The sequence below is a fragment of the Variovorax sp. UC74_104 genome (genome assembly GCF_044055375.1).
Lineage (GTDB): Bacteria > Pseudomonadota > Gammaproteobacteria > Burkholderiales > Burkholderiaceae_C > Variovorax.
Map to the genome: position 1 here is coordinate 533,379 of NZ_CP171979.1, position 22,975 is coordinate 556,353.

Below are 22,975 nucleotides of genomic sequence, written 5' to 3' on the forward strand. Positions count from 1 at the left end.
TGGAGACGTGATGAGAATCCCAAGCCTGATTGCCCTCGCTGCAATCTTTGCGGCACCCGCGGGCGCACAGACTGCCAAGTTCCCGGATCGGATGATCCGGATCATCGTTCCCTTTGCCGCAGGCGGTGGGGTCGACTCTACGGCTCGGCTGGTCGCCAACAGGTTGCAAACCCAGCTCGGTGTCTCGGTGATCGTGGAGAACCGCGCCGGCGCGAACGGTGTGCTTGGCGGCAAGGCAGTGCAGACAGCGGCCAACGATGGCTACACGCTGCTGTTCTCGGCGGCCACCCATGTCGTCGCCAAACAGGTGCTGAGCAACGCACCTTACGACCCGGTCGTCGATTTCGCCCCCGTGGCACGCGTCGCCGAGGCGCCGTTGATGCTGGTGATCGCGCCGCAACTCGAAGTGCAGAAGTTGCCGGAACTGCTTGCCGCCGCGAAGCAGACGACCTGGACGGCCGCGATCCCGGCGGCTGGCGCGCCTAGCCACCTGGCCACGCTTCTGCTGGCCAAGCAGGGCAACGTCACATTCAGCTTCGTTCCCTACAAGGGCACGCAGCCCGCGCTGGTCGATGTCGCGGGTGGCCACGTGCAGCTGATGCTGGACTCGATGATCTCGGTGCTGCCGCTGGCGAAAGCCGGCCGCGTCAAGCCCGTTGCGATTACCTCGCCGAAACGCAGTCCGCTCGCGCCGGACGTACCGACGGCGCAAGAAGGCGGGTTGCCCGGCTTGACCTATGCGTCCTGGTACGGCATCTGGGCGCCGAAAGGCACGGCACCGGAGCGCGTGCAACTTCTCAACAAGGCGATCAACGCCTCGGTCAACGAGCTCACCAGATCCGGCGCATTCGCGGGCCTGGGCATCGACCCCGTGAACCAGGATGCAGATCAATTCGCTCGCTACATCACAGGGTACGTAACCCAGAGCGCCGACCTCCTGAAAAGCGCGGGCTTCAAGCCCGAGTGAGGTCCCCCTTGCTTTTCCCCGCCCACCAAAAAACTGGAGACATCTATGAAAACCGCCTTCGTGGCGACAGCGCTGCTGTCCTCTGCCGCCGCCGCTTCCGCTCAATCGTCCGTGACGCTTTTTGGCGTTGTGGACGCTGCCATCAGCCGCTACACCGCTCGAAGCGAGTTCTACAACGACTCCGGCCGCATCGTGCCCCTCCCCGCAAATGGCAATGCGGTCACCCGAACTCAAACGGTCCTGTCCAATAGCGCCAACTCGAATAGCCGGCTGGGATTCCGCGGAACCGAAGACCTGGGCGGTGGCCTGGCCGCCAGCTTCTGGCTTGAATCTCCACTCGCCAACGATTCGGGCGCGGGCGGACTGACCAGCTTCTCGCGTCGCTCGACAATCAGTCTTTCCGGCGGCTTCGGTGAAGTCCGGCTTGGGCGCGATTTCACGCCGACCTTCTGGAACGATTCGGTGTTCAGTCCATTCAGCACGATCGGCGTCGGGGCAAACGTGATATCCACGGTAGGAACGAATCTGGCCATCGCCAGGGGACCGGGTTCCGCTGTTGCGGCTTCCGACAACTACCTGCGCACCAGCAACAGCGTCGGCTACTTCCTGCCGCCCAACCTCGGTGGCTTCTACGGCCAGCTGCAATATGCGCTGCACGAGAACGTTGCGCAGAGCGGCTTGCCTGGAAGCCCGACACGAAAAGGGCAGTTTGCCGGCGGGCGTTTCGGCTATGCCTCCGGACCGCTCGATGTCGCCGCGGCCTATGGGCAAAGCACCGCGGCGGATGCCACTGCCGTGAATGCGCTCGGACTCCCCACCGGCGTGGGAGCGAACGAAAAGATCAAGACCTTCAATCTCGGAGCCTCCTACAACTTCGGGGTTGTCAAACTCTTCGGTGAACTGTCGCGGGTCAAGGATCAGTCGACCACGACGGCGCCATCTGGTTTGGGGACCCTGCTCGTCGTCCGCGACGTCGACAAGTACAACGGTGGTCTCGTCGGGGTCACGGTTCCGGTGGGCCCAGGGTTGATCAAAGCAGCTTATTCCCGGGTCAAGTTCGACAATGACCTGGGGCCGCTGGCGACGCCATTCATGCCGCGTCGCGACGCTTCCGTCAGCAAGTTCGCGATCGGATACGAACATAACCTCTCCAAGCGGACGGCACTGTATGCAACGGTTGCCTGGATCCGGGCAAAGGATGCGCAGAACAATGCCGCGATCATCGGCGCGGCCACCGGAACTGCGCCCTATCTGTCGACCGGTGCGGCGGGTGGTTCGGGCTACGCACCGAGCCGGTCTACGGGATACGACTTCGGGATCCGGCACGTGTTCTGAGGTGCGCCGACATCTGGCTGCGTTCTACAGTCGCACCGGTCGGTCATCGATCGATCTTGAGGTCACGATTCGCATGTTCCTCACTCCGACATGCGAGTTCCTTTCGGACCCGCTCGACATGGCATCACTGCAGCCGGACCAGCGATGACAGCTGCGCAAACCGCTGCGGGGATCGGAAGCGCAGATGGAGCGCATAGATCGCCGCCAGCAATCCGGCTGCCAGCACGCTGAAAGCCAACGCGTAGCTCGGTCCGGGCGGCAGCCCCGACAGGAGCTGGACGTGGGTGATCATCTGCCACAGGAAGAACGTCAGCACGGCCGCGCTGATCACCGGTGCAAGCAGCGATCGCCAGCGCGAGACCTTCATCGGATGCTTCCGGAAGAACGCGATGACGGCCAGCGCGGCGAGCACCTGGCAGGTCAACACGCCGATCGCCGACGGAACGCTCGCCCAGGGCAGGGCCTGAAGCATCGGATCCAGGCCCGCCATCGCACACAGCAGAACCAGCATCACCGATATGCACAGCGTTGCCGCGGACGCCACGTGCGGGGATCTGTGCCTGTGGTGCGTGCGGGACAGGCGGCTCCAGACAAGGCCGCAGACGGCGAGCGCGTGCCAGTATCTCGCCAGCACATTCGTGAAACTCAGTACAGCGGCAAAGAGGCTGGTGATGACCAGCACCGCGCCGATCCTGGCCGCGGTGGGTCCGGCCAAGGTCGAGAACATCGATAGCCACATGCCGCCGGGATCGTTTGTTGCCACGGCCACCGCCTGCGAGAGTCCGAAATGATTCAGCATCAGCAGGATGGACCCCGCATACAGAACGCCGATGAATGCGATCGACAGGTACATCGCTCGAGGCACCGAGCGTCGAGGGTCCCTGGCCTCCTGCGAGTAGATCGCCGCGGTTTCGAAGCCCATGAACGATGCGACGACGAAGATCAGCGAAGGCCCGAACCCGGGGGTGAACACGGCCTGCGGCGAGAACGGCGCGAGGGACAGCGAGTGACCGGCGAGCCGCAGGTTGAAGACTTCGAGAAGGTCCGCCAACAAGATGGCGCCGACCTCCGACAGCATCAGGATCAGGAGCAGTCGCCCGCTGAACTCGATGCCGCGTACGCAAAGCAGGTGCGCACCCACGGCGCAGCCCATGGCCCAGGCCCACCATGGCGCGTCAAGGCCCAGTGAAGCCATCGCAATATGGACGAAGTGGCCCAGCATCGCATAGCAGGCCAGCAGGATCGCGATGTACGACAACACCGCAATGCATGCGCCCCCGATACCCGGAATGGTGCCCAGGCCCTTGGTGATGTAGGCGTAGAAGGCGCCGCCGTTCTCCACATGGGGACTCATGGCGCAGAAGCCGACGGCAAAAAGCAGATACGCAGCACAGACGATCGCGTAGGAGCCGGGCAGACCGATGCCATTGCCCAGCGTGATGCTCACGGGCACACCGCCTCCCATGGAGGTCAGCGGGCCATTCGTCGTGATCACCATCAGGAAGATGCCGAACCAACCGATCGCATCCCGCTTGAGGCCCGTGTGTTCCGCTGGCGGACTCGCTGGTTCAGACATCGCATGCTCCTTGCGCATAAATCGTGGACCTGCCCATCGGCCTAGGAGGTACCGAAATCGCCCATGCCATACATGTCGGCCGCGATGACCCAGGATGCCCCTTGCCTGCGCCAGGCCGTGAGCGATCGTAGCGTGATCAACTCGTCGGCCGGCCCGTCTGCCGGTGGAGAAGTCCACTCCAGCCAGGTGACAGCCGCGCCTTCCGAGAGCTCCATCGTCCGCACGGAGCGAATCGAGAGCTTGGGCGTCATCTTGAGCATTTCCGTGAGCGCTGGCAGCAAGTCGGCACCCACGGTGATGCCGGGAGCCCCCTCGCCGCTGACGCTCGCGTCCGGCGCGAACATCTCCTGCTGCAGCAAGCGAGCGTCGCCTTGGCGGCACAAGGTCTGAAGTCTTTCGATGGCCTGTTCCAGTGTCATTGCTTTGTCTTCCTTTGAAAAATGGTGTGTCGGATCGGGGGCTCTTGGGACTCTTATTGCTACTGCGATCGCAAGAATTCGAGTGCATCCCTGGCACCTCGAATCCCGTCTTCGATCGCGCCATCGATGAACCCCCTCCAGCCGGTGGCCCAATCGGTGCTGGCGAAGAAGAGTGGCGGCGCCTGGGTCTGGAGCGTTGCCAAAACCCTGGAGGTCTGGTTTGGCGAGAACCAGGTCCAGCCTCCCTTGGCATACGGGTCGTGCGTCCAATCGTGCGCAACGACCTCCTGCACATTGATTCCCGGTAGGAACTTGCGCAGTTCTGCTTCGACCACGCGGATGTCCCGAAGGTCGACCGCATCGTCCGGCCCGAAGCCGACCAGGACGGACTTGCCGTCGACCTCGCGATCGGCGACCACCATGGTCAGCGGATTGGGATACGGCGCAAAGCCGACCCACGCGCCGACATTGCGATCGACACGGGCAATGAATTTCGTGCCCGCGCAGACATGTCGTTCGCGATGTGCAGCCGAGCGTGCTTCTGGCAGCTTTGGCAAGAAGTCGATGTCGCTCAACACGTTCATCGGAACCGCGACGACCACCGCCTTGCATCCGACGGAAAAGCTCTTCGCCTGGATCCGGACCTTGCCTTCCACCGTTTCAACGCGGGTGATCGGCTCTCCGAGCGCCAGATCGGCATTCGAATCCTTCAGCAGCGCAAGCGCCAGCGCGGACGTGCCTTTCGCGATCTTGTAGCGTCCCAGGCGCTTGAGCAGCGAGTCCGCCGAGTAGTCGCCCAGCGCCCACCAGCGCAGCTGGTCATACAGGCCGCCTTTTGACGGATCGGTCGCGGCGTTCATGGAGATGAACGAGAGCAGCAGGTCGCGTTGCCGGCCCGACACGGGCGTATCTCTGAATCGGTCTGTCAGGCTCTGGCCATCGAAGTCCGACAGCAGGTTGGAGGAATCGACATGAGGGTTCGCGAATGCGATCCGGCCGTTCGCTCCATCCACGTTGCAGTACGCGCTCAGCGCCGCGTCGAGGTCATTGCCCATCGCTTCCGCGGAGTCCGTCACCAAACCCTCGGCAGTCAGCAGGCTGATCGAGTCGGCCGTGCCGCTGACGGACTCGGTGGTGTCCAGCCCGTATCGATGCAGTTCATTCCAGACGTACGGCTGGCCCCAGTGAACCCAGGTGCCGCCGACTTCGAATTTCTGCCCGTCCTGCTCCGCGGTGAAGGTCCGGCCGCCGATTCGATCGCGCGCCTCGACGATGGCCACGCGCAAGCCCCTTAGGCCCAGCTCCCTGGCCGCCGTCAGGCCGGCAAACCCGGCGCCGATCACGACCACGTCGTAGTCGTCGTGCGGCAGGCCTTTTGCGGGAAGCGCCGCAGGCGAGGTCAAGCCGCGGCTCAACGGGAGTCCTGGCTTGATGTTGAATCCGTCTGAAGTTTTTTTCACGGGATGAATGGATGGTGTTGTGTCGGGAATGGGCGCAATGATTGCGAATCCCTTCGGGTGCAAGTAGCCGAAATCGGCAAGCGCTGCAGTGTGCGTTCCGGCCCGCCGCCATGGCAGCGGACTTGCCGATTCGGGCTAACGGACTCCGGTGATCGATGGAACCATCTCCGCAGCTGGCGTGCTGAACGCGCCTGCACTCAAGCACCCAGAGACTCAACGAGGCATGCTGTGACCGACATCGAATCCCTTCTCGAAACCCTGCACTTCCCCGACGCACCGAAGATGGTTGCAGGCCCCTATCCCGGACCGCGCGCGGCCGAAGCCCTGGCGCTGTCTGCGCGCACCGAATCCATGGCGCGCGGCGGCGGCCGCATGCCGGTCGTGATGGACCGCGCCTTCGGCGCCACCTTCAAGGACCCGGACGGCAGCACCTTCATCGACCTGTCGGCCGGCGTCGGCGTGAGCAGCGTGGGCCGCTGCCATCCCAAGGTGCAGAAAGCGATCGCCGAGCAGTCGCAGCACCTGATGCATGCGATGGAGGTCAACAGCACCCGCCGCACCGAACTGGCCGCGCGCCTGTCGGCCCTGATGCCCGAAGGCCTGCGCAACGACTGCATCACCTTCTTCGCGCAAAGCGGCAGCGATGCGCTCGAGGCGGCTGTGAAGTTCGCGCGGCGCGTGACGGGTCGTCATCAGATCATCGCCTTCCACGGCGGCTATCACGGCGTGTGGCATGCGTCGAACGCGCTGACCACGGGCACGGCCTACCGCAAGGGTTATGGGCCCTTCATGGGCGGCGTGATCCATGCGCCCTACCCGTACGCCTATCGCTTTCCGTTCGACACCACCCACAAGTCGGCGGAGCAGATCGCCGGCGAATACGTGGACTACCTGCTGAACACGCCCTACACGGCCGCCGACGACGTGGCCGCCGTGATCGTGGAGCCGGTGCAGGGCGAAGGCGGGTACGTTCCGCCTTCACCCGAGTTCCTGCAGCTGCTGCGCAAGGCCTGCGACCGCAGCGGCACGCTGCTGATCGTGGACGAGGTGCAGTGCGGCGCGGGCCGCACGGGCCGCATGTGGGCGGTGGAGCACTCGGGCGTGAAGCCCGACATGCTGACCTTCGGCAAGGGCATCGGCGGCGACGTTCCCATGGCCGGCATCGCCATGCGCAGCGACCTGGCCGCGCGCATTCCCGATGGCTCGGTCCCCAACACCTTCGCGGCGAACTCGCTGTCGGCCGCGGTGGCGCTTACCAACCTCGAGATCCTGCACGACCCCGAACTCGGGCTGATGCCGCGCGCGGAGCTTCTGGGCCAGGAGGTGCAGGACCGGGTTCGCGGCTTCCAGAGCCCCTACGTGGGCGAAGTGCGCGGCAAGGGCCTGATGATCGGCATCGAGCTCGTCGAGGACAAGGCCACCAAGGAGCCGCTGGCGCCGGAGAAGGTCGGCCGGATCATGGAGTACGTGCTCGGCCACGGCGTGCTGATGGTGCCCTGCGGGCGCTATGGCAACGTGATGCGCGTGATGCCGTCACTGACCATCTCGAAGCGGCTGCTGCACCGCGCGCTGGATGTCTTCGGCGAGGCGCTGGCCTCGCTCTGAACCGGCCGTGCCGGGCGCGGTACGTCCGCCTCGCCTACTGCTGGGCGATGCGGGCCGTAAGCTCCGACGCGGCGGTGGTCACCAGCGTGCACAGGTAGCTTTCCTGAAAGGCCCTGAAGCGTTCGTTGCGCCCCACCAGCGTCATGCTGCCAAGCACGCGCTGCTTCTCGTCGAAGATCGGCGCGGCCACGCCCGTGCGGCCCGGATGCAGTTCGCTTTCGCTGATGCAGTAGCCCTGCTTGCGGATCGCCAGCAGGCCCTTGGAGAAGGACTTCCATTCAAGCCCCTGCTGCTGCCCCTCGGGCGTGCTGGCATGGGCATCGAAGACGCGGCGGATCTGCCTCGGCAGCAGGTAGGCCAGCACCACGCGCGAAGTCGCGCTGTGGAACAGGTCGATGGGGCGGCCGCGGCCTCCGCCCACGGGCCCGGGGTCGGGGCCGCGGCGGATCAGCACGTTGACCACCGAGTCGCCGTACCACTCGCTGATCACAGCGTCCAGGCCCGTCTCGGCCACCAGCTTCTCGACGAGGTCGCGGCTGCGCACCAGCACCGGGTCATAGTCGGTCATCTGGTGCTCCAGCGCGATGATGCGCGGCCCCAGCGCATAGCCGCGGGGCAGGCGCACGAGAAGGCCGGCATCGCCGAGTTCGCGCAGGTAGCGGTAGGCACTGGCGGGCGTGTAGCCGAGCTGGTTGCAGATGATCTCGACGTCGATGACCGGCTGGTCGGGCCGGAAGAGATCGAGGACATCGAGCATGCGGCGAAGGCTGTTCATCGTCTGGGAAGGCTGCGGTCGTGAAACAAGAAATCGTACGGGCACGCGAAGGCGTGGTGCCCTTCATTGTCGGGCACCATCCGAGGACCTGATCGGGGCCCGCGGCGGCGCCGGATCCCCGAGGCACAGACACCTGAGACAGGACGCAAGTAAAGACCATGCCGCTTGAGAGACCCATCCACACCCCGAGGCTCGTCCTCCGACGCTTTCGCGAGCAGGATGCCGCTGCCCTGTTCGACTACCTGCATGCGCCGACTGCGAGCTGCTTCCTGTCGCTCGCGCTCGCGGACGTCGAAGCCGCTCGGGCCGAGGCCCGAAGACGCAGTACCGACGGCGAGCACGTGGCCGTGTGCCTCCAGGAATCGGGGCAGCTCATCGGCGACCTGTTCGCCATGCAGGAGGAAGACACCTTCTCGGTCGGCTGGAACCTCAACCCGCGTTTCGGCGGCACGGGCTACGCCCACGAGGCTGCCGCGGCGCTGTTCGCCCATCTCTTCACTGCCCGGGCCGCGCGCCGGCTCTATGCCTACGTGGAGGACCACAACGGTGCCTCCCGGCGGCTGTGCGAGAAGCTGGGCATGCGCGCCGAAGGGCTGTTCCTGGAGTTCATCTCGTTCAGGAACGACACGCAGGGAAAGCCCATCTACGAGAACACCATGCAATACGCGATCCTTCGCAAAGAATGGCTGCGCGCTTCATCGGCCTGACGGGCGCGACGCCGACGCTCAGCCGCGGTCCTGGCCCAGCGCGGCAAAGCGCTGCGGATCGCGCCTCGCCAGCCGCGATGCGGCCAGCCAGCCGGCCGCCGCGGCAAGGGGCACTGTGATCACCAGCGCCGCCGAGATGCCCCGGCTCGCGCCGGTGAGCACATGGAAGTTGCCGACGGCCAGCACCAGCACCGCCAGCAAGCCCGCGCATGCCAGCAGCGGCAGCAAGCGAACTCGCATCTGGCCGTAGCCATGCGAGTCGGCCCGAAAGAAGCGCACCACTGCCACGCCCGTCGCGATCATCAGCACCAGCAGGCACAGCGTGGCCAGGTTGCTGAGCCAAGCAAACAGCGTCAGCACCGGGTCGGCGCCCAGCAGCGCGAACAGCCCGACCGCCACGGCGCTCAGCACCGTCTGGAGCACCGAGGCCACATGCGGGCTGCGGTGGCGCGCATGCGTCCAGCCCAGGCGAACGGGCATCAGGCCCTCGCGGCCCATGGCATAGAAATAGCGCGCGCTGGAGTTGTGGAAGGCGATGAGCCCCGCATAGATGCTGGCGATGAACATCAGGCGCAGCAGCACCGTGAGGCCGTGCCCTGCATAGGTGTCCGACAGCAGGTACAGCAGATTGGTCGGATCGGCCAGCCCGGTGATGGTGGCCGCCACCCGGTCGCTGCCCACGCCGAGCACCAGGCACCACAGCGAGAAGGAATAGAAGCCGCCCACCAGCAGCAGCGCCGCATAGGTGGCAATGGGAATGCTGCGCTTCGGGTCCCTGGCCTCCTCGCTGTAGATGGTGGTCGCCTCGAAGCCGATGAAGGCCGCGAAGCAGAACAGCAGGCCGATGAAGGGGTTGCCGCTGGTGAAGGCCTCGGGAGAGAAGGAGTGCGCATCGATGCCGTGGGCGCCGCCCTTCGACAGGATCAGCACGTCCAGGACCAGCACCGCCAGGTACTCGGCCACGACGAAGCCCGCGAGCACCCGTGCCGAGAAGTCGATCTGCCGGTAGCCGAAGACCGCCACGCTGGCCAAGGCGGCGAAGGCGCAGGCCCACCACGGCACCGCCAGGCCGAACTGCGCCTGCAGCGTCTCGGACGCCACCGCGCCCAGCATGCCGTAGAGGCCGAACTGCAGCGTGACGTAGCCGAACACGGCCACCATGGCCGCCGCCCCGCCCGCCCTGCCGCCCAGGCCGCGCGCCACCATCGCATAGAAGCCACCGGCGCTGGTCACGCAGCTGGCCATGGCGGTGTAGCCGGTTGCGAACATCAGCAGCAGGCCGAGGGCCACCAGCACCAGCACCGGCGTGCCGGCGCCGTTGCCCAGCATCATCCCGATCGGGAAGCCGCCTGCCACCACGCTCAGCGGACTCGCGGCCGAGATGACCAGCAGCGTGATGAAGCCGGCGCTCAATGTGCCGCGGCGCAGGCTGGTGGCGTGAGGGTGGCGCGTTTCGTGGGCAGGCGTCATCGCGGGGTTCAGCGTTTCCATGGTGCGTCGCAATGCATGCCGCGCGCGGACGCGTGCAGCGGGGAGAGAGAAAGAAGGCCGCGCACCGGAGTGCCGGCCGCCGACAGGGGCAGTCTAGGAAGGCATGCGCGCGCAGCGGTATCCCGGATCGGCAATCCGGACGCACTCGCCCGCTTCAGGCGTCATGCCACTTCGCCGCGCGCGGCGTCTGCGACGGCAGTTCGCCGAAAAGCTCCTGGTACTCCGCCGCGAAATGGCTCAGGTGGAAGAAGCCCCACTGCCCCGCCGCGTCGCCCACGGTCAGGTCGCCGGCGCGGCTGCCCATCAGGGCGCGCCGCACGCCGTTCAGGCGCACCGAGCGCAGGTAGCTCAGCGGCGTGGTATCCGCCACCGCGCGGAAGCTGTTCTGCACCGTGCGCCGGCTGACCTGCAGGCGCTCGCACAGCTCCATCACGCTGGGCGCGCTCATGGTCTCGGCCATGGCCATCCGGTGGCACTTCTCGACGATGAAGTCCTGGGTGGAGCTGCCGCTGCGCTGGTGCCGGTCGCAGGCCGGGTCCATCACCAGTTGCAGCAGTTCGCCCAGCAGCGCGTGTTCCAGTTCGTCCTGCCGCGCGGGCGTGCCGCTCATCTCGTCGTTGACCAGGGCCTCGGAGAATATCGCCAGCAGGCGCTGGCGGCATTCGACGAAGCGCTGCACCGGCACCTTGATGACGGGCTGGCGCAGCAGCCGTGCGATCTCGTCGGCGAACGGCACCTCCCGGAGCGTGGCGTCGAAGAAGGCTCGGTCGAAGGCGATGGACAGAAGATCCATCCCGGTGGGCATGTGGCACATGAACTCCTCGCCGCCGCGCAGGAAGTACAGGCTGCTGCCGTCCGCATCGCGCCCCTGCATCCGGACGGTGCCCGGCATGGAGATCGGGATTGCAAAGCAGACGCTGTCGCGGGGTGCTTCTCCCTGCTGCACAACACGCTTGTTGATGCGCTCGCGAAAAGCATGGCAGTGTTCGCTGGACAATTGCTGCAGCGAGCTCTCGAGTGCGCCGGCCGCGAGCTGGCTGTACAGGAGCTGGCTCCAATGAGCGACTGATGCGGCATGCGCATGCACGTCCTGGAAGTGGTGGATGCTTCGGTTCATGTTGCGGGGTCCTGGATCTGGAAGGCTGCGTCGATCTGTAGATATGCATTTTTCTCAGATAGGAAAAATTCTGCATTTTTCGTGCCTGCCGCCAGACAGGGGAAACCCGATGGATAAGTATTGGAAATTCTTGGAATTTCACGTCTCAGCCTGTGGCTGATGCCGGTTTTAAGCTTGCTTGATTTGTTCAGAGCAACAATCGTGCACAGATGCGGCATGCCAACCGCACCCTTGCGGTGCGTCGGCGCCGCGCATCGTTGCTGATTTGGGCTAACGCCGGGCGGCAACGTCCCGGACACTGCGGCCGCTCGAACACCCGCAGACACCATGACCCAGAACCTCAAGCATTTCATCGAAGGCGCCCACGCCGAAGCCTCCGACGGCGCGCGCATGCGCCTCGTCAGCCCCGTGGACGAACAGGAGTACGGCAGTGCCGCGCGCGGCACCGCTGAAGACGTCGACCGCGCCGTGGCCGCGGCCCATGCCCAGCTCGAAGGCGGCGCCTGGAGCCGGCTGCACGCGGGCCAGCGCGCCCAGCTGCTGCTTCGCCTTGCCGACCTGGTCGAGCGCGACACGGCCCTGCTGGCCGACATGGACGCCGACGCCATCGGCCGCTCGCCGATGGAGCCGCGCATGATGGACGTGCCCAACGCCGTCGCCAACCTGCGCGCGGCCGCCGGCTGGACCAACCAGCTCGAAGGCCGCACGGTGCCCACCGGGGGCTACATGGGCACGCCCACGCTGTCGTACACGCTGCGCGAGCCGGTAGGCGTGGTCGGGGCCATCGTGCCGTGGAACTCGCCGCTGATGATCACCGTGTGGAAGCTCGCCGCCCTGCTGGCCGCCGGGTGCACAGTGGTGGTCAAGCCCGCCGAGGAAACGCCCCAGTCCGCCCTGCACTTGGCGCGGCTTGCGCAGGAAGCGGGCTTTCCCGACGGCGTCATCAACGTGGTGACCGGCTTCGGCGACGTGGTGGGCCGCGCGCTGTGCGAACACCCGCTGGTCGCGAAGATCAGTTTCACCGGCAGTCCCGAGGCGGGCCGCGCCATCCAGCGCATCGCCGCGCCGCTGTTCAAGCGCGTCACGCTGGAGCTCGGCGGCAAGAGCCCGCAGATCGTGTTCGACGACGCCTCGTTCGACAACGCATTGCGCGGCTGCGCCATGGGCCTGTTCGTCAACCAGGGGCAGGTGTGCGCCGCCGGCTCGCGCATCCTGGTGCAGCGCAGCCTCGCGAAGCCTTTCGCGCAGGCGCTGGCCGAGGCCGCCCGCGCGGTCACTGTCGGCAACCCGCGCCAGGCCGGCGTGCAGATGGGACCGTTGGCCAAGAAGGCGCAGTTCGAACGCGTCAACCGCTACATCCAGATGGGCCAGGACGAAGGCGCAGTGCTGCTGGCCGGCGGTGTTTCCCGGCCCGAGAAAGGCTGGTTCGTGCAGCCCACCATCTTCGCCGAGGCCACCAACCAGATGACCATCGCCCGCGAGGAGATCTTCGGGCCGGTGGGCACCGTGATTGCCTTCGACACCGAGGAAGAAGCCATCGCGCTGGCCAACGATTCGTCCTACGGGCTGGCGGCCACGGTGTGGACCACGCAGCTCGCGCGGGCGCATCGCGTGGCCGCGCGCGTCAAGGCCGGGGCCGTGGGCGTCAACTGCTGGAGTCCGCTGGACGCCAACCTGCCCTGGGGCGGCCTCAAGACCAGCGGCATCGGCCGCGAGGGCGGGCTGCCCGGCGCGCTGGCGTACACCGAGGAGAAGGTCGTCACCGTGCTGCTGCCGGCCTGAGGCCCGGCCTCACAATGCACCACACAAGGAATCCTGACATGGGTTGGCGCAACACGATCGACGCCTGGGGCCGGGCCTCGATGCTCTTCCACTGGGCCACGGCCGCGGCCTTCATCACTGCCTACGTGGTCGTGTACTACGTGATCTGGTTTGTCGATCCGCAGACCAGCATCAAGCCGGCGCTTTTTGGCACCACGCCCAATGCCGAGCGGGTGGTGCCGCTGCTCAACATCCATTGGGTGCTGGGCCTGTCCATCGGCTTTCTCACGCTGCCCAGGCTGGTGTGGCGCATCGCCGGCGGCGTGCCGCGACATGTCGCCGGCTCGCGCCTGGAGCGTCTGTCGGCCGACGCGGCGCATTGGGCGCTCTACGCCATCCTGCTGTTGATGCCGCTGTCGGGCTACATGACGACCTACGACCCGACCGACTTCGGGCTGTTCGTGATCCCGGCCTGCCGCGACACCGCCATCGCAGCCGCGACCCGCGACGCCTTCGGCCTGTCCGTGGCGCAGCTGGAAGATGCGGCCTGGGCGGTACACAGCTTCATCGGCGCCTGGCTTGCCTGGCCGCTTGTGGTGCTGCACATCGGGGCCGCGATGCTGCACCACTTCGTGCGCAAGGACGCCGTGCTGCGGCGCATGCTGCCGCTGCGTCGCAGCACCGGCTAATCCACTCCCCTCCGTTACCCGACCCGCACCACGACGCACCACCACGCACCGCATCGCGGTGCGTTGCGGCGTCGTGCGGCCACGTCCGAAGCGGCGCGACGACGTACCTGCAAGCAGATGCCGATCTCGGATAACGGCCGGCATCGCCTCCCTCCGATAGTCCAAAGACCCCACTGCCGGTTGGTAAAGCGGGCATCGGCGCAGCCCGGTCACGGTCCGGGCGATCCGGATCCACACCTCGCCTCTTCATCTTTCAGGAGTTCCCATGACCCAGCACTGTGCAAGAACCCTTCGCCCCCTCGCCCTGGCGGCGGCCATCGCCGCCGGCCTGCTCTGCCCCGGTTTCTCCGCCATGGCGGCGCCCGATGCGGCCCAGCTCGACAAGCTCACGCCCTCGGGCGCCCAGCGCGAGGGCAACGCCGACGGCAGCATTCCCGCCTGGCAGGGCGCGGAGCCGCCGCTGGCCGGGTGGGAGTGGGGCAAGCTGCGGCGCGACTTCTGGAAGCACAAGGACGAGAAGCCGCTGTTCACCATCGATGCGGCCAACGTCGACAAGTACGCCGACAAACTCTCGGCCGGCCAGGTCGCCATGCTCAAGCAGCGCAAGGACTACCGCATGGATGTCTACCCCTCGCACCGCACCTGCGGCGTGCCGGACTTCGTGGCCGCCAACACGCGCAAGAACGTGGGCACCGCCCGCCTCAACGACGACGGCTGGAGCCTGAAGGAGGCGACCGTGCCGGGCTATCCGTTCCCCCTTCCCTCCAACGGCGTGGAAGCGATGTGGAACTCCAAGATGCGCTACCGCGGCGTGGGCGTCGACTACAAGGGCACCATCACCGCCGTCTCGCCGCGCCGTGGCAGCACGGAGTGGATCCGCGCCGATTCGGAGCAGACGGTGTTCATTCCCTCGGGCGCCAAGGGCTCGCAGCAACTGTCCTCGCTGCCGCCCGTGGAGTTCTACGTGTACTTCGGCTACACCTCGCCCGCCGCGCTGGCCGGCCAGGCCCTGGCGATCACCCAGTACATGAACCAGGCCGAGAACGAGACCTTCTACTACTTCCCCGGCCAGCGCCGCGTGCGCCGCATGCCGACCTACTCGCACGACTCCCCGCAGATCGGCATGGAGAACCAGTACACGCTGGACGAGCCGCAGGTCTTCAACGGCGCGCTCGACCGCTTCGACTGGAAGCTGGTGGGCAAGAAGGAAATCTACGTTCCCTACAACGCCTTCGGCGCCTACGACTTCAAGGCCAAGTTCGAGGACGTGGCGCGCGACGACTTCATTGCGCAATCGCACCGCCGCTACGAGCTGCACCGCGTGTGGGTGGTGGAGGCCACCGTCAAGGCCGGCATGCGCCATTCGGCGCCCAAGCGCACCGTCTACCTCGACGAGGACAGCTGGGCGCCGCTGCTGATGGACGACTTCGACGGCCAGAACAAGCTCGCCAAGATGCGCGAGGGCTTCCTCATCCCGGTGTACGAGACGGGCTCCTGCGACGCGATGGCCATGGTGCAGAACAACCTGGCCGAAGGCCGCTACGTCTTCGACACGCACACCGCGGGCGTCGGCAAGGACATCCGCTGGTTCACCGAGCCGACCGGCCCGCGCATGCGTTCGGGCTTCTACACGGCCGACAACCTGCGCGCCATCAGCGAACGCTGATCTGCGCGCTTCGAACCACGACAACAAGCCCCGAGGAGAAGAACCGATGAACTTCACCGCCCGCCCCTCCAACACCCTCGCCCGGCTGAGCGCCGTGCCCGCCGCCTGCCTGCTCGCCGCGACGGGGGCCGCCCACGCCTTCACCTTCGAGACCGACAACGTTCGAGGAAGCTTCGATTCCACCATCACCATCGGCACCGGCATCCGCGTCAAGGATCCCTCCTGCACGCTCGTCATCCAGGGCGCGGTGGGCGTCGGCGCGCCCGCCGGCTGCCTGGCGCCGACTTCGTCGATGGGCGACCAGGGCAACCTGAACTACCGCAAGGGCGATGCCTTCACCACCTACGTCAAGGGCAGCCACGAGCTGCTCCTGAAGATGCCCGACGACGTCACCTTCCTCGGGCGGGTGAACTGGGTCCGCGACCTCACGGCCACCCGCACCCCCGGCTACACCAGCGCCGCCGCGACGCAGTACCTGCCCGACGGCCTGGCCAGCGACGCGCGCAGCGACCTGCGCTTCAAGGCCCGGCTGCTGGACTTCTGGGTGAGCAAGACCTTCCAGCTCGGCGGCGAGACGGCGCGCGTGCGCGTGGGCAACCAGGTGATCAGCTGGGGGGAAAGCCTTTTCCTGCCGGGCGGCATCAACTCCACCAACGCGCTGGACATCATGCGGCTGTCGCAGCCGGGCACGCAGCTGAAAGAGGCGGTGCTGCCCGCGCCCATCGCCAGCTTCGCCACCGGCCTGGGCCACGGCCTCAACTTCGAGGCCTACGTGCAGTCGCGGTGGAACGGCAACTACATGGCACCCACCGGCTCCTACTGGTCTGTGGCCAACGGCATGGGCAAGGGCCACGACGCCTACGGGCTGATCGAGACGAAGCCGAAGAACGGCGGGCAGTGGGGCACCGCCCTGAAGTGGCAGCCCGAGGGCACGCAGCTGAACCTGGGTGCCTACGTGATGAACTACAACGACAAGTCGTTGAACTTCAGCACCAATGCGGGCGGCACCGGCCGCTCGGGGTGGGCCTACCCGGAGAACCGCCGCCTCTACGGCCTGAGCGCCAACATGCCGGTGGGCGACTGGTCGGTGGGCACAGAGCTGTCTTACCGCCCGCGCGATGCCGTGGCGCTGAACCCGGCGGCCAGCGGTTGCTCGTTCAACCACGGCAACTGCTGGGTCGACGAGAAGAAGCTGCAGTGGCACCTGACCGGCATGCTCAGCCTCACGCCGAGCAATGCGCCCGGCGTGCTGCGCCTCCTGGGCGCGGACACCGCGACCCTGATGGCCGAGAGCGTGGTGGTGCGCTATCCCAACCTCAAGCAGTACTACGGGTCCGATCCGATCGCCGCCGGCGCGTGGGGCTGGGGCCAGGAGTTCAGCGCCGCGGGCACGCCGCAGCCGGTGGGGTCCAAGACGGCGTGGGCCTACAACCTGGACTTCAGCTGGGTCTACGACGGCACGCTGATCCCCGGCTGGCAGGTGATTCCCGAGGTGTACTACTTCCAGGCCGTGAAGGGACGCACGCCCAACGGCGCGGGCCAGTTGATGGAGGGCGCCAAGTCCGTCAACCTCGTCGTGACCTTCGTGCAGAACCCGGCGAAGTGGCAAGCCTCGATCAACTACGCGGCCTTCTTCGGCGGCAAGCGCGTGTTCGACCAGCCCTATCGCGACCGCAACTTCGTGGGCCTCACCCTGTCGCGCAACTTCTGACCCGTCGCGCCGCGCACCGCCCGCGCGGCGGTGGCTGCGCCGCCTGCTGAAAGCATTCCGTGTCCGATTCCAACCCCGCCCCGGCCTCCGCGCTGCAGCGCACCGTGCAGCGCCTCGAGGCCTTCTGCTTCTCTCATCGCCGCGGCATCCTCGTCGCGCTGGCCCTGTTCACGCTGGCCATGGCCTGGTTCGCGGCGCAGCTGCGCATGGATGCCGGCTTCGACAAGCAGATGCCCTCGGGCCACGAGTACATCCAGACCTTCCAGGCCTACCGCGAGGACGTGCTGGGCGCCAACCGGCTCAACGTGGTGGTCAAGGCGCGCCACGGCACCATCTGGAGCGCACCGGCTCTCAAGCGCCTGTACGAAGTGACCCAGGCCGTGACCTACCTGCCGGGCATCGAGCGGCTGGGCGTGCAGTCGATGTGGACGCCCAACAGCTTTGTCAACGAAATCACCGAGGAAGGGTTCCGCGCCGATCCGCTGATCGACGCCACCATCACGCCCGAGCGGCTCACGCCGGAGATCATTGCCGGCATTCAGCGCGCGGCCGCGCAGGGCGGCTTCATCGGCACGCTGGTGTCGCGCGACCAGACCAGCGCCATGGTCACGGCCGAGCTGGCGGAGTACGACGCGCAGGGCCGCAAGCTGGACTACGTGGCCTACAACCATCTGCTCGAAGAAAAGATCCGCGCACGCTTCGAGGACGGCGACTTCGAGGTCCAGATCATCGGCTTCGCCAAGCAGATCGGCGACATCGCCGACGGCGCGCAGTCGGTGCTCAAGTTCTGCCTGGTCGCGCTGCTGCTGACCGCCGGGGCGGTGTACTGGTACTGCCGCTCGGTGCGCTTTACGCTGCTGCCCATCGCCTGCTCGCTCGCCTCGCTGGTGTGGCAGTTCGGCACGCTGCGGCTGCTGGGCTTCGGGCTCGATCCGCTCGCGGTGCTGGTGCCCTTCCTGGTGTTCGCGATCGGCGTGTCGCACGGCGTGCAGCAGATCAACTACATCGTGCGGCGCATCTCGCAGGGCCACACGACCTACGAGGCCTGCCGCGACAGCTTCGGCGGCCTGCTGATCCCGGGCACGCTGGCGCTGGTGACGGCCTTCGTCTCCTTCGTCACGCTGTTGATGATCCCGATCCCGATGGTGCGCGAGCTGGCCATCGCGGCCTCGCTGGGCGTGGCCTACAAGATCGTGACCAACCTCGTCATGCTGCCGGTTGCCGCCTCCTTCTTCGAGGTGAGCCGCGACTTCGCCGACCAGGCCCTGCTGCAGCGCGAGCGCCGCTCGGGCTGGCTGCGCGTGCTGGCCCGGCTCGCCCAGCCGCGCGCGGCGGCCGTGATGCTGCTGGTCACCGCGGTGGTGTTCGGCGCGGCCGTGTGGCAAAGCCGCGACCGCGTGGTCGGCACCTTGCAGCCCGGCGCGCCGGAGCTGCGCGAGGACGCCCGCTTCAACCGCGACGCCGCGTCCATCGCAGGCAATTTCGACACGGGCCTGGACTGGCTGACCGTGGTCTTCGAGGCACCGCCCGAGAGCTGCGGCAACGTGAACATCGGCCTTTACCAGGACCGCTTCGTCTGGGCGATGCAGCCGGTGGAAGGCGTGCTCTCGATCTCCTCGTACGCCGGGCAGCTGCGCCTTTACAACGAGGGCTACAACGAAGGCAACCCCAAGATGGCCGTGGTACCCATCGACTCGGCCAACTACGCCGCCCTGTCCACCGAGATCGCCCGCATCCGCGGCACCATGCGCAAGGACTGCAGCATGACGGCGGTGAACCTCTTCCTGACCGACCACAAGGCCACCACCATCCAGCGCGTGATCGACGCGGTGAAAACCTTCCGCGCCGGCCACCCCATGCCCGGCGTGAACATCCGCCTGGCCGCGGGCAATGCCGGCGTGCTGGCGGCCATCGACGACGAGGTGGAGAAGAGCGAGCTGCCCATGATGCTGTACGTGTACGCGGCCATCGTGGTGCTGGTCTTCCTGGTCTACCGCGACCTGCGCGCCGTGGCGGCCTGCTGCCTGCCGCTCACGGTGGGCACCTTCATCGGCTACTGGTTCATGAAGGAGCTGCAGATCGGCCTGACGGTGGCGACCCTGCCGGTGATGGTGCTGGCGGTGGGCATCGGCGTGGACTACGCCTTCTACATCTACAACCGCCTGCTGATGCACATGGCCGCGGGCCAGACCATCGTCAAGTCCATCGAGCATGCGATCCTGGAAGTGGGCACGGCCACCATCTTCACCGCCATCACGCTGGCCGTGGGCGTGGCGACCTGGTCCTTCTCGCAGCTGAAGTTCCAGGCCGACATGGGCAAGCTGCTGGCCTTCATGTTCATGGTGAACATGGTGATGGCGATGACCGCCCTGCCCGCCATGGCGGTATGGCTCGAAAGGCTCTTCCCGCGTCGCAAGCCGGTGCGGGCGACCGGGCTGCAGCACCACTGAATTCCATCCGACGATCGAAGATGAAACCGACTTCCCACCTTGCGCGCACGGCATTGGCCGGCGCCCTCGTTTCCCTGTCGCTGGCTTGCGCGGCGCAGGCGCCGCAGGCAAAAGAGGTCTCCGCCGCCACCGACGGCGCACCCGTGCTGGTTCCCGCGGTTCGCGCCGCGCATGCCGCCCGCGCCACGATGCTTGCCAGCACGCGGGCCGGCGGGCGCATCGTCGCGGTCGGCGACCACGGCGTGGTGCTGCTGTCGGACGACGGCGGCCGCAGCCACCGCCAGGCGCGCCAGGTGCCGGTGGATGTGGCGCTGACCTCGGTCTCCTTCATCGATGCCAGTCGCGGCTGGGCCGCGGGCCACTGGGGCGTGATCCTGCACACCACGGACGGTGGCGAGACCTGGCAGGTGCAGCGCAGCGATGCGGCGCAAGACCGGCCGCTTTTCGCCGTGCACTTCTTCGACGAGAAGCAGGGCGTGGCCGTGGGCCTGTGGTCGCTGGTGTTGCGCACCGAGGACGGCGGCGCCCACTGGCAGCCCGTCGAACTGGCGCCGCCGGAGGGCGGCAAGCGCGCCGACCTCAACCTGTTCGGGTTGTTCGCCGACGCGCGCGGTCAGCTGTTCGCGCCGGGCGAGCGCGGCATGGTGCTGCGCTCGGACGACAAGGGCCGGAGCTGGAAGTACATGAAGACCGGCTATGCGGGCTCCTTCTGGAGCGGCATCGCGGCCCCCGGCGGCGGCCTGCTGGTGGCGGGGCTGCGTGGCTCGATGTACCGCAGCGTCGACGACGGCGGCAGCTGGCAGCGCGTGGACACGCACACGGAGTCGTCCATCACCGCACTTGCCGGCGCCGGCAGGAAGATCGTCGCAGTCGGCCTCGACGGCCTGGTGCTGGACAGCGAAGACGGCGGTGCGAGCTTCACCGCCAGCACGCGCGAAGACCGCCAGCCCCTGACCAGCGTGGTGCTGGACGGCCAGGGCCGCGCGACGATGTATTCGCGCCAGGGCGTGGTGGCAGCCGCTGGCGCCAAGGATCCGTCGGCGCGCTGAGCGCCACGGACCCGGCAGGAACGCAGGCTACTGGCGGAACACGCCCTCGGCGGCCGTCTCGGCGAGCGCACGTCGATCATTGGGCGTCTCGAGCTTGCGCACGCCGTCCGGCAGCACGGCCGGATCGCCCTTCTTGCCGACGGCCACGACCGTCTCGATGGCATAGCCCTGCGGCAGCTGGATGGCCGCGCGCAGCTTCTCGGCGTCGAAGCCGGCCATCGCATGCGCCGACCAGCCCGACAGCGTGGCCTGGAACGCGAGGCTGGCCCAGGCGGCACCGGCATCGAAGGAATGCCACTGGTTGGGTGCCGCCTCGGTGCGGCCCGGGAACAGGGCCTCGCGCTGCGAGACCACGACCACCAGCGCGGCGGCGCGCTTCGTCCACATCTGGTTGAACTCGACGAGGCTGTCGAAGATGGGCTGCCAGGCGGGCGTGTCGCGGCGCGCGTAGATGAAGCGCCAGGGCTGCACGTTGTACGCCGAGGGCGCCCAGCGGGCCGCTTCGAGCAGGCTCATGAGCGCGGGCTCGGCGATGGTCTCTTCGGCGAAGGCGCGCGGCGACCACCGGTTGGTGAACAGCGGGTCGATGGGGTGGGTGGATTGGCGGGGGTTGCTCATTGATGACTCCAGGGAACGAAGAAAGATGAAAGAAGGTGCGGCACGGCGGTGCCGCGCGGATGTACGCAGAGGTGCGCCGCGAAGTTGCCGCGCGAAAAATGCGAATGCGCTTCAGCCGGGCATCAGTCGATGCCGGCCATGTTGATGTACTTGATGACCAGGTAGTCCTCGATGCCGTGGCGCGAGCCCTCGCGGCCCAGGCCCGACTGCTTGACGCCGCCGAAGGGCGCGACCTCGTTGCTGATGAGGCCGGTGTTGACGCCGACCATGCCGTACTCCAGCTGCTCGGCCACGCGCCACACGCGGCCCAGGTCGCGGGCATAGAAGTAGCTCGCCAGGCCGAACTCGGTGTCGTTGGCCATGCGCACGACCTCGGCCTCGTCGCGGAAGCGGAACAGCGGCGCGAGGGGCCCGAAGGTTTCTTCGCGCGCCACCGTCATCGCCTGCGTCACGCCGGTCAGCACGGTGGGTTCGAAGAAGCTGCCGCCCAGCGGATGGCGGCGGCCGCCGCTGAGCACCTGCGCGCCCTTCGCCACCGCATCGGCCAGGTGCTCCTCCACCTTGCGCACGGCGGCCTCGTCGATCAGCGGGCCGATGCGCACGCCCTCCTGGTCGCCGGGGCCCACCTTGAGCGCGCGCAGCGCCTCGGCCAGCTTCTGCGCGAAGGCGTCGTGGACGCGTTCGTGCACATAGAGCCGGTTGGCGCACACGCAGGTCTGCCCGGCGTTGCGGAACTTGGAGACCAGCGCGCCTTCGACCGCCGCATCGAGGTCAGCGTCGTCGAAGACGATGAAGGGCGCGTTCCCGCCCAGCTCCATCGATACCTTCTTGACCGTGGAAGCCGTCTGCTGCATCAGCAGCCGCCCCACTTCGGTGGAGCCGGTGAAGCTGAGCTTGCGCACCACGGGGTTGGTGGCCAGTTCGGTGCCGATGTCGCCGGCCGACCCGGTCAGCACCGACAGCACGCCCGCGGGCACGCCGGCGCGTTCGGCCAGCACCGCCAGCGCAAGCGCAGTGAGCGGCGTCTGGCTCGCGGGCTTGACCACCATCGTGCAGCCGGCCGCGAGCGCGGGGCCGGCCTTGCGTGTGATCATGGCCGCGGGGAAGTTCCATGGCGTGATGGCGGCGCACACACCCACCGGCTCGCGCACGACCACGATACGCTGCGAGGCCACGGGTGAAGGAATGGTCTCGCCATACACGCGCTTGGCTTCTTCACCGAACCACTGGATGAAGGAGGCCGCGTAGGCGATTTCGCCGCGCGCCTCCGCCAGTGGCTTGCCCTGCTCGGCCGTCATGACGCGCGCCAGGTCTTCCTGGTTCTGCAGGATGAGCGCGTGCCAGCGCGCGAGGATGGCCGAGCGCTCGTGCGCGGTGCGGCGGCGCCACTGCGGCCAGGCAGCATCGGCTGCCTCGATGGCACGCCGTGTGGCGGCGGCGTCCAGCCGGGGCACGCGCGCGATCAGCGCGCCGGTGGCGGGGTTGGTGACGGCGATGGTCCGCTCGGCGGATATCCATTCGCCCGCCACCAGGCATTGCTCGCGCAGCAGCGAGGGGTCGTCGAGAGTCAGCATGGGGT

General features: G+C 67.3%; 19 protein-coding genes. 10 read left to right on the forward strand and 9 right to left on the reverse strand.

Annotated features, from left to right (window positions below; all coding sequences use genetic code 11):
* Window positions 1–10: 10 nt before the first annotated feature.
* Window positions 11–967, forward strand: a complete 957-nt coding sequence (locus ACHMXA_RS33185) for a Bug family tripartite tricarboxylate transporter substrate binding protein (RefSeq protein WP_395321611.1) — start codon at window positions 11–13, stop codon at window positions 965–967.
* 45 nt (window positions 968–1,012) lie between these two features.
* On the forward strand, window positions 1,013–2,302 hold the full coding sequence (locus tag ACHMXA_RS33190; RefSeq protein WP_395321613.1) for a porin: 1,290 nt from the start codon (window positions 1,013–1,015) through the stop codon (window positions 2,300–2,302).
* A gap of 124 nt (window positions 2,303–2,426) precedes the next feature.
* On the opposite strand, the gene ACHMXA_RS33195 is transcribed toward ACHMXA_RS33190, so the two are convergent.
* From ACHMXA_RS33195 to ACHMXA_RS33205, 3 genes are read right to left on the reverse strand one after another with little or no spacing between them, the layout of a single operon-like run.
* Window positions 2,427–3,878, reverse strand: a complete 1,452-nt coding sequence (locus tag ACHMXA_RS33195) for an APC family permease (RefSeq protein ID WP_395321614.1) — start codon at window positions 3,876–3,878, stop codon at window positions 2,427–2,429.
* A gap of 41 nt (window positions 3,879–3,919) precedes the next feature.
* Window positions 3,920–4,297, reverse strand: a complete 378-nt coding sequence (locus ACHMXA_RS33200) for a nuclear transport factor 2 family protein (RefSeq protein WP_395321616.1) — start codon at window positions 4,295–4,297, stop codon at window positions 3,920–3,922.
* A gap of 59 nt (window positions 4,298–4,356) precedes the next feature.
* Complete coding sequence (locus tag ACHMXA_RS33205) at window positions 4,357–5,712, reverse strand: flavin monoamine oxidase family protein (protein ID WP_395321618.1); 1,356 nt, start codon at window positions 5,710–5,712, stop codon at window positions 4,357–4,359.
* Between the two features lie 327 nt (window positions 5,713–6,039).
* On the opposite strand from ACHMXA_RS33205, the gene ACHMXA_RS33210 reads away from it, so the two are divergent.
* Window positions 6,040–7,362: an aspartate aminotransferase family protein gene (locus tag ACHMXA_RS33210; protein WP_176666575.1), complete on the forward strand. Its 1,323-nt coding sequence runs from the start codon at window positions 6,040–6,042 to the stop codon at window positions 7,360–7,362.
* A gap of 34 nt (window positions 7,363–7,396) precedes the next feature.
* On the opposite strand, the gene ACHMXA_RS33215 is transcribed toward ACHMXA_RS33210, so the two are convergent.
* On the reverse strand, window positions 7,397–8,137 hold the full coding sequence (locus ACHMXA_RS33215; protein ID WP_176666459.1) for an IclR family transcriptional regulator: 741 nt from the start codon (window positions 8,135–8,137) through the stop codon (window positions 7,397–7,399).
* Between the two features lie 158 nt (window positions 8,138–8,295).
* Between ACHMXA_RS33215 and ACHMXA_RS33220 the strand changes: the two genes are divergently transcribed.
* A complete protein-coding gene (locus ACHMXA_RS33220) occupies window positions 8,296–8,844 on the forward strand; it encodes a GNAT family N-acetyltransferase (RefSeq protein ID WP_395321621.1) in 549 nt (182 codons plus the stop codon).
* A gap of 18 nt (window positions 8,845–8,862) precedes the next feature.
* On the opposite strand, the gene ACHMXA_RS33225 is transcribed toward ACHMXA_RS33220, so the two are convergent.
* The 3 genes from ACHMXA_RS33225 to ACHMXA_RS33235 all read right to left on the reverse strand — a co-directional run bounded on the left by ACHMXA_RS33225 (window position 8,863) and on the right by ACHMXA_RS33235 (window position 11,751).
* A complete protein-coding gene (locus ACHMXA_RS33225) occupies window positions 8,863–10,335 on the reverse strand; it encodes an APC family permease (protein ID WP_395321623.1) in 1,473 nt (490 codons plus the stop codon).
* 154 nt (window positions 10,336–10,489) lie between these two features.
* Window positions 10,490–11,452, reverse strand: a complete 963-nt coding sequence (locus tag ACHMXA_RS33230) for a helix-turn-helix domain-containing protein (RefSeq protein ID WP_395321625.1) — start codon at window positions 11,450–11,452, stop codon at window positions 10,490–10,492.
* Window positions 11,449–11,751 (reverse strand): hypothetical protein, encoded by a 303-nt coding sequence (locus ACHMXA_RS33235; RefSeq protein ID WP_395321627.1) that lies wholly within the window; start codon window positions 11,749–11,751, stop codon window positions 11,449–11,451. The genes ACHMXA_RS33230 and ACHMXA_RS33235 overlap by 4 nt, the downstream gene beginning before the upstream one ends.
* Window positions 11,752–11,779: 28 nt before the next feature.
* Here ACHMXA_RS33235 and ACHMXA_RS33240 point away from each other — a divergent pair, with 28 nt between their 5' ends.
* The 6 genes from ACHMXA_RS33240 (at window position 11,780) to ACHMXA_RS33265 (ending at window position 20,778) form a co-directional block, all read left to right on the forward strand.
* Entirely contained in the window at window positions 11,780–13,234 is a 1,455-nt protein-coding gene (locus ACHMXA_RS33240; RefSeq protein WP_395321629.1) for an aldehyde dehydrogenase family protein, read from the forward strand.
* A gap of 38 nt (window positions 13,235–13,272) precedes the next feature.
* Window positions 13,273–13,902 (forward strand): cytochrome b, encoded by a 630-nt coding sequence (locus ACHMXA_RS33245; protein WP_395321631.1) that lies wholly within the window; start codon window positions 13,273–13,275, stop codon window positions 13,900–13,902.
* Between the two features lie 265 nt (window positions 13,903–14,167).
* Window positions 14,168–15,568, forward strand: a complete 1,401-nt coding sequence (locus tag ACHMXA_RS33250) for a DUF1329 domain-containing protein (RefSeq protein ID WP_395321632.1) — start codon at window positions 14,168–14,170, stop codon at window positions 15,566–15,568.
* Between the two features lie 46 nt (window positions 15,569–15,614).
* On the forward strand, window positions 15,615–17,279 hold the full coding sequence (locus ACHMXA_RS33255; protein WP_395321634.1) for a DUF1302 domain-containing protein: 1,665 nt from the start codon (window positions 15,615–15,617) through the stop codon (window positions 17,277–17,279).
* Window positions 17,280–17,458: 179 nt separating this feature from the next.
* The gene (locus ACHMXA_RS33260; protein ID WP_395322679.1) at window positions 17,459–19,729 is read left to right on the forward strand and encodes an RND family transporter; all 2,271 of its coding nucleotides are present in this window, start codon (window positions 17,459–17,461) and stop codon (window positions 19,727–19,729) included.
* A 20-nt stretch (window positions 19,730–19,749) separates the two neighbouring features.
* Window positions 19,750–20,778, forward strand: a complete 1,029-nt coding sequence (locus ACHMXA_RS33265) for a YCF48-related protein (RefSeq protein ID WP_256099082.1) — start codon at window positions 19,750–19,752, stop codon at window positions 20,776–20,778.
* Between the two features lie 27 nt (window positions 20,779–20,805).
* Here ACHMXA_RS33265 and ACHMXA_RS33270 read toward each other — a convergent pair whose 3' ends face one another.
* The gene (locus ACHMXA_RS33270) at window positions 20,806–21,396 is read right to left on the reverse strand and encodes a nitroreductase family protein (RefSeq protein WP_176666450.1); all 591 of its coding nucleotides are present in this window, start codon (window positions 21,394–21,396) and stop codon (window positions 20,806–20,808) included.
* Between the two features lie 122 nt (window positions 21,397–21,518).
* Window positions 21,519–22,970, reverse strand: a complete 1,452-nt coding sequence (locus ACHMXA_RS33275) for an NAD-dependent succinate-semialdehyde dehydrogenase (protein ID WP_395321636.1) — start codon at window positions 22,968–22,970, stop codon at window positions 21,519–21,521.
* Window positions 22,971–22,975: the final 5 nt, after the last annotated feature.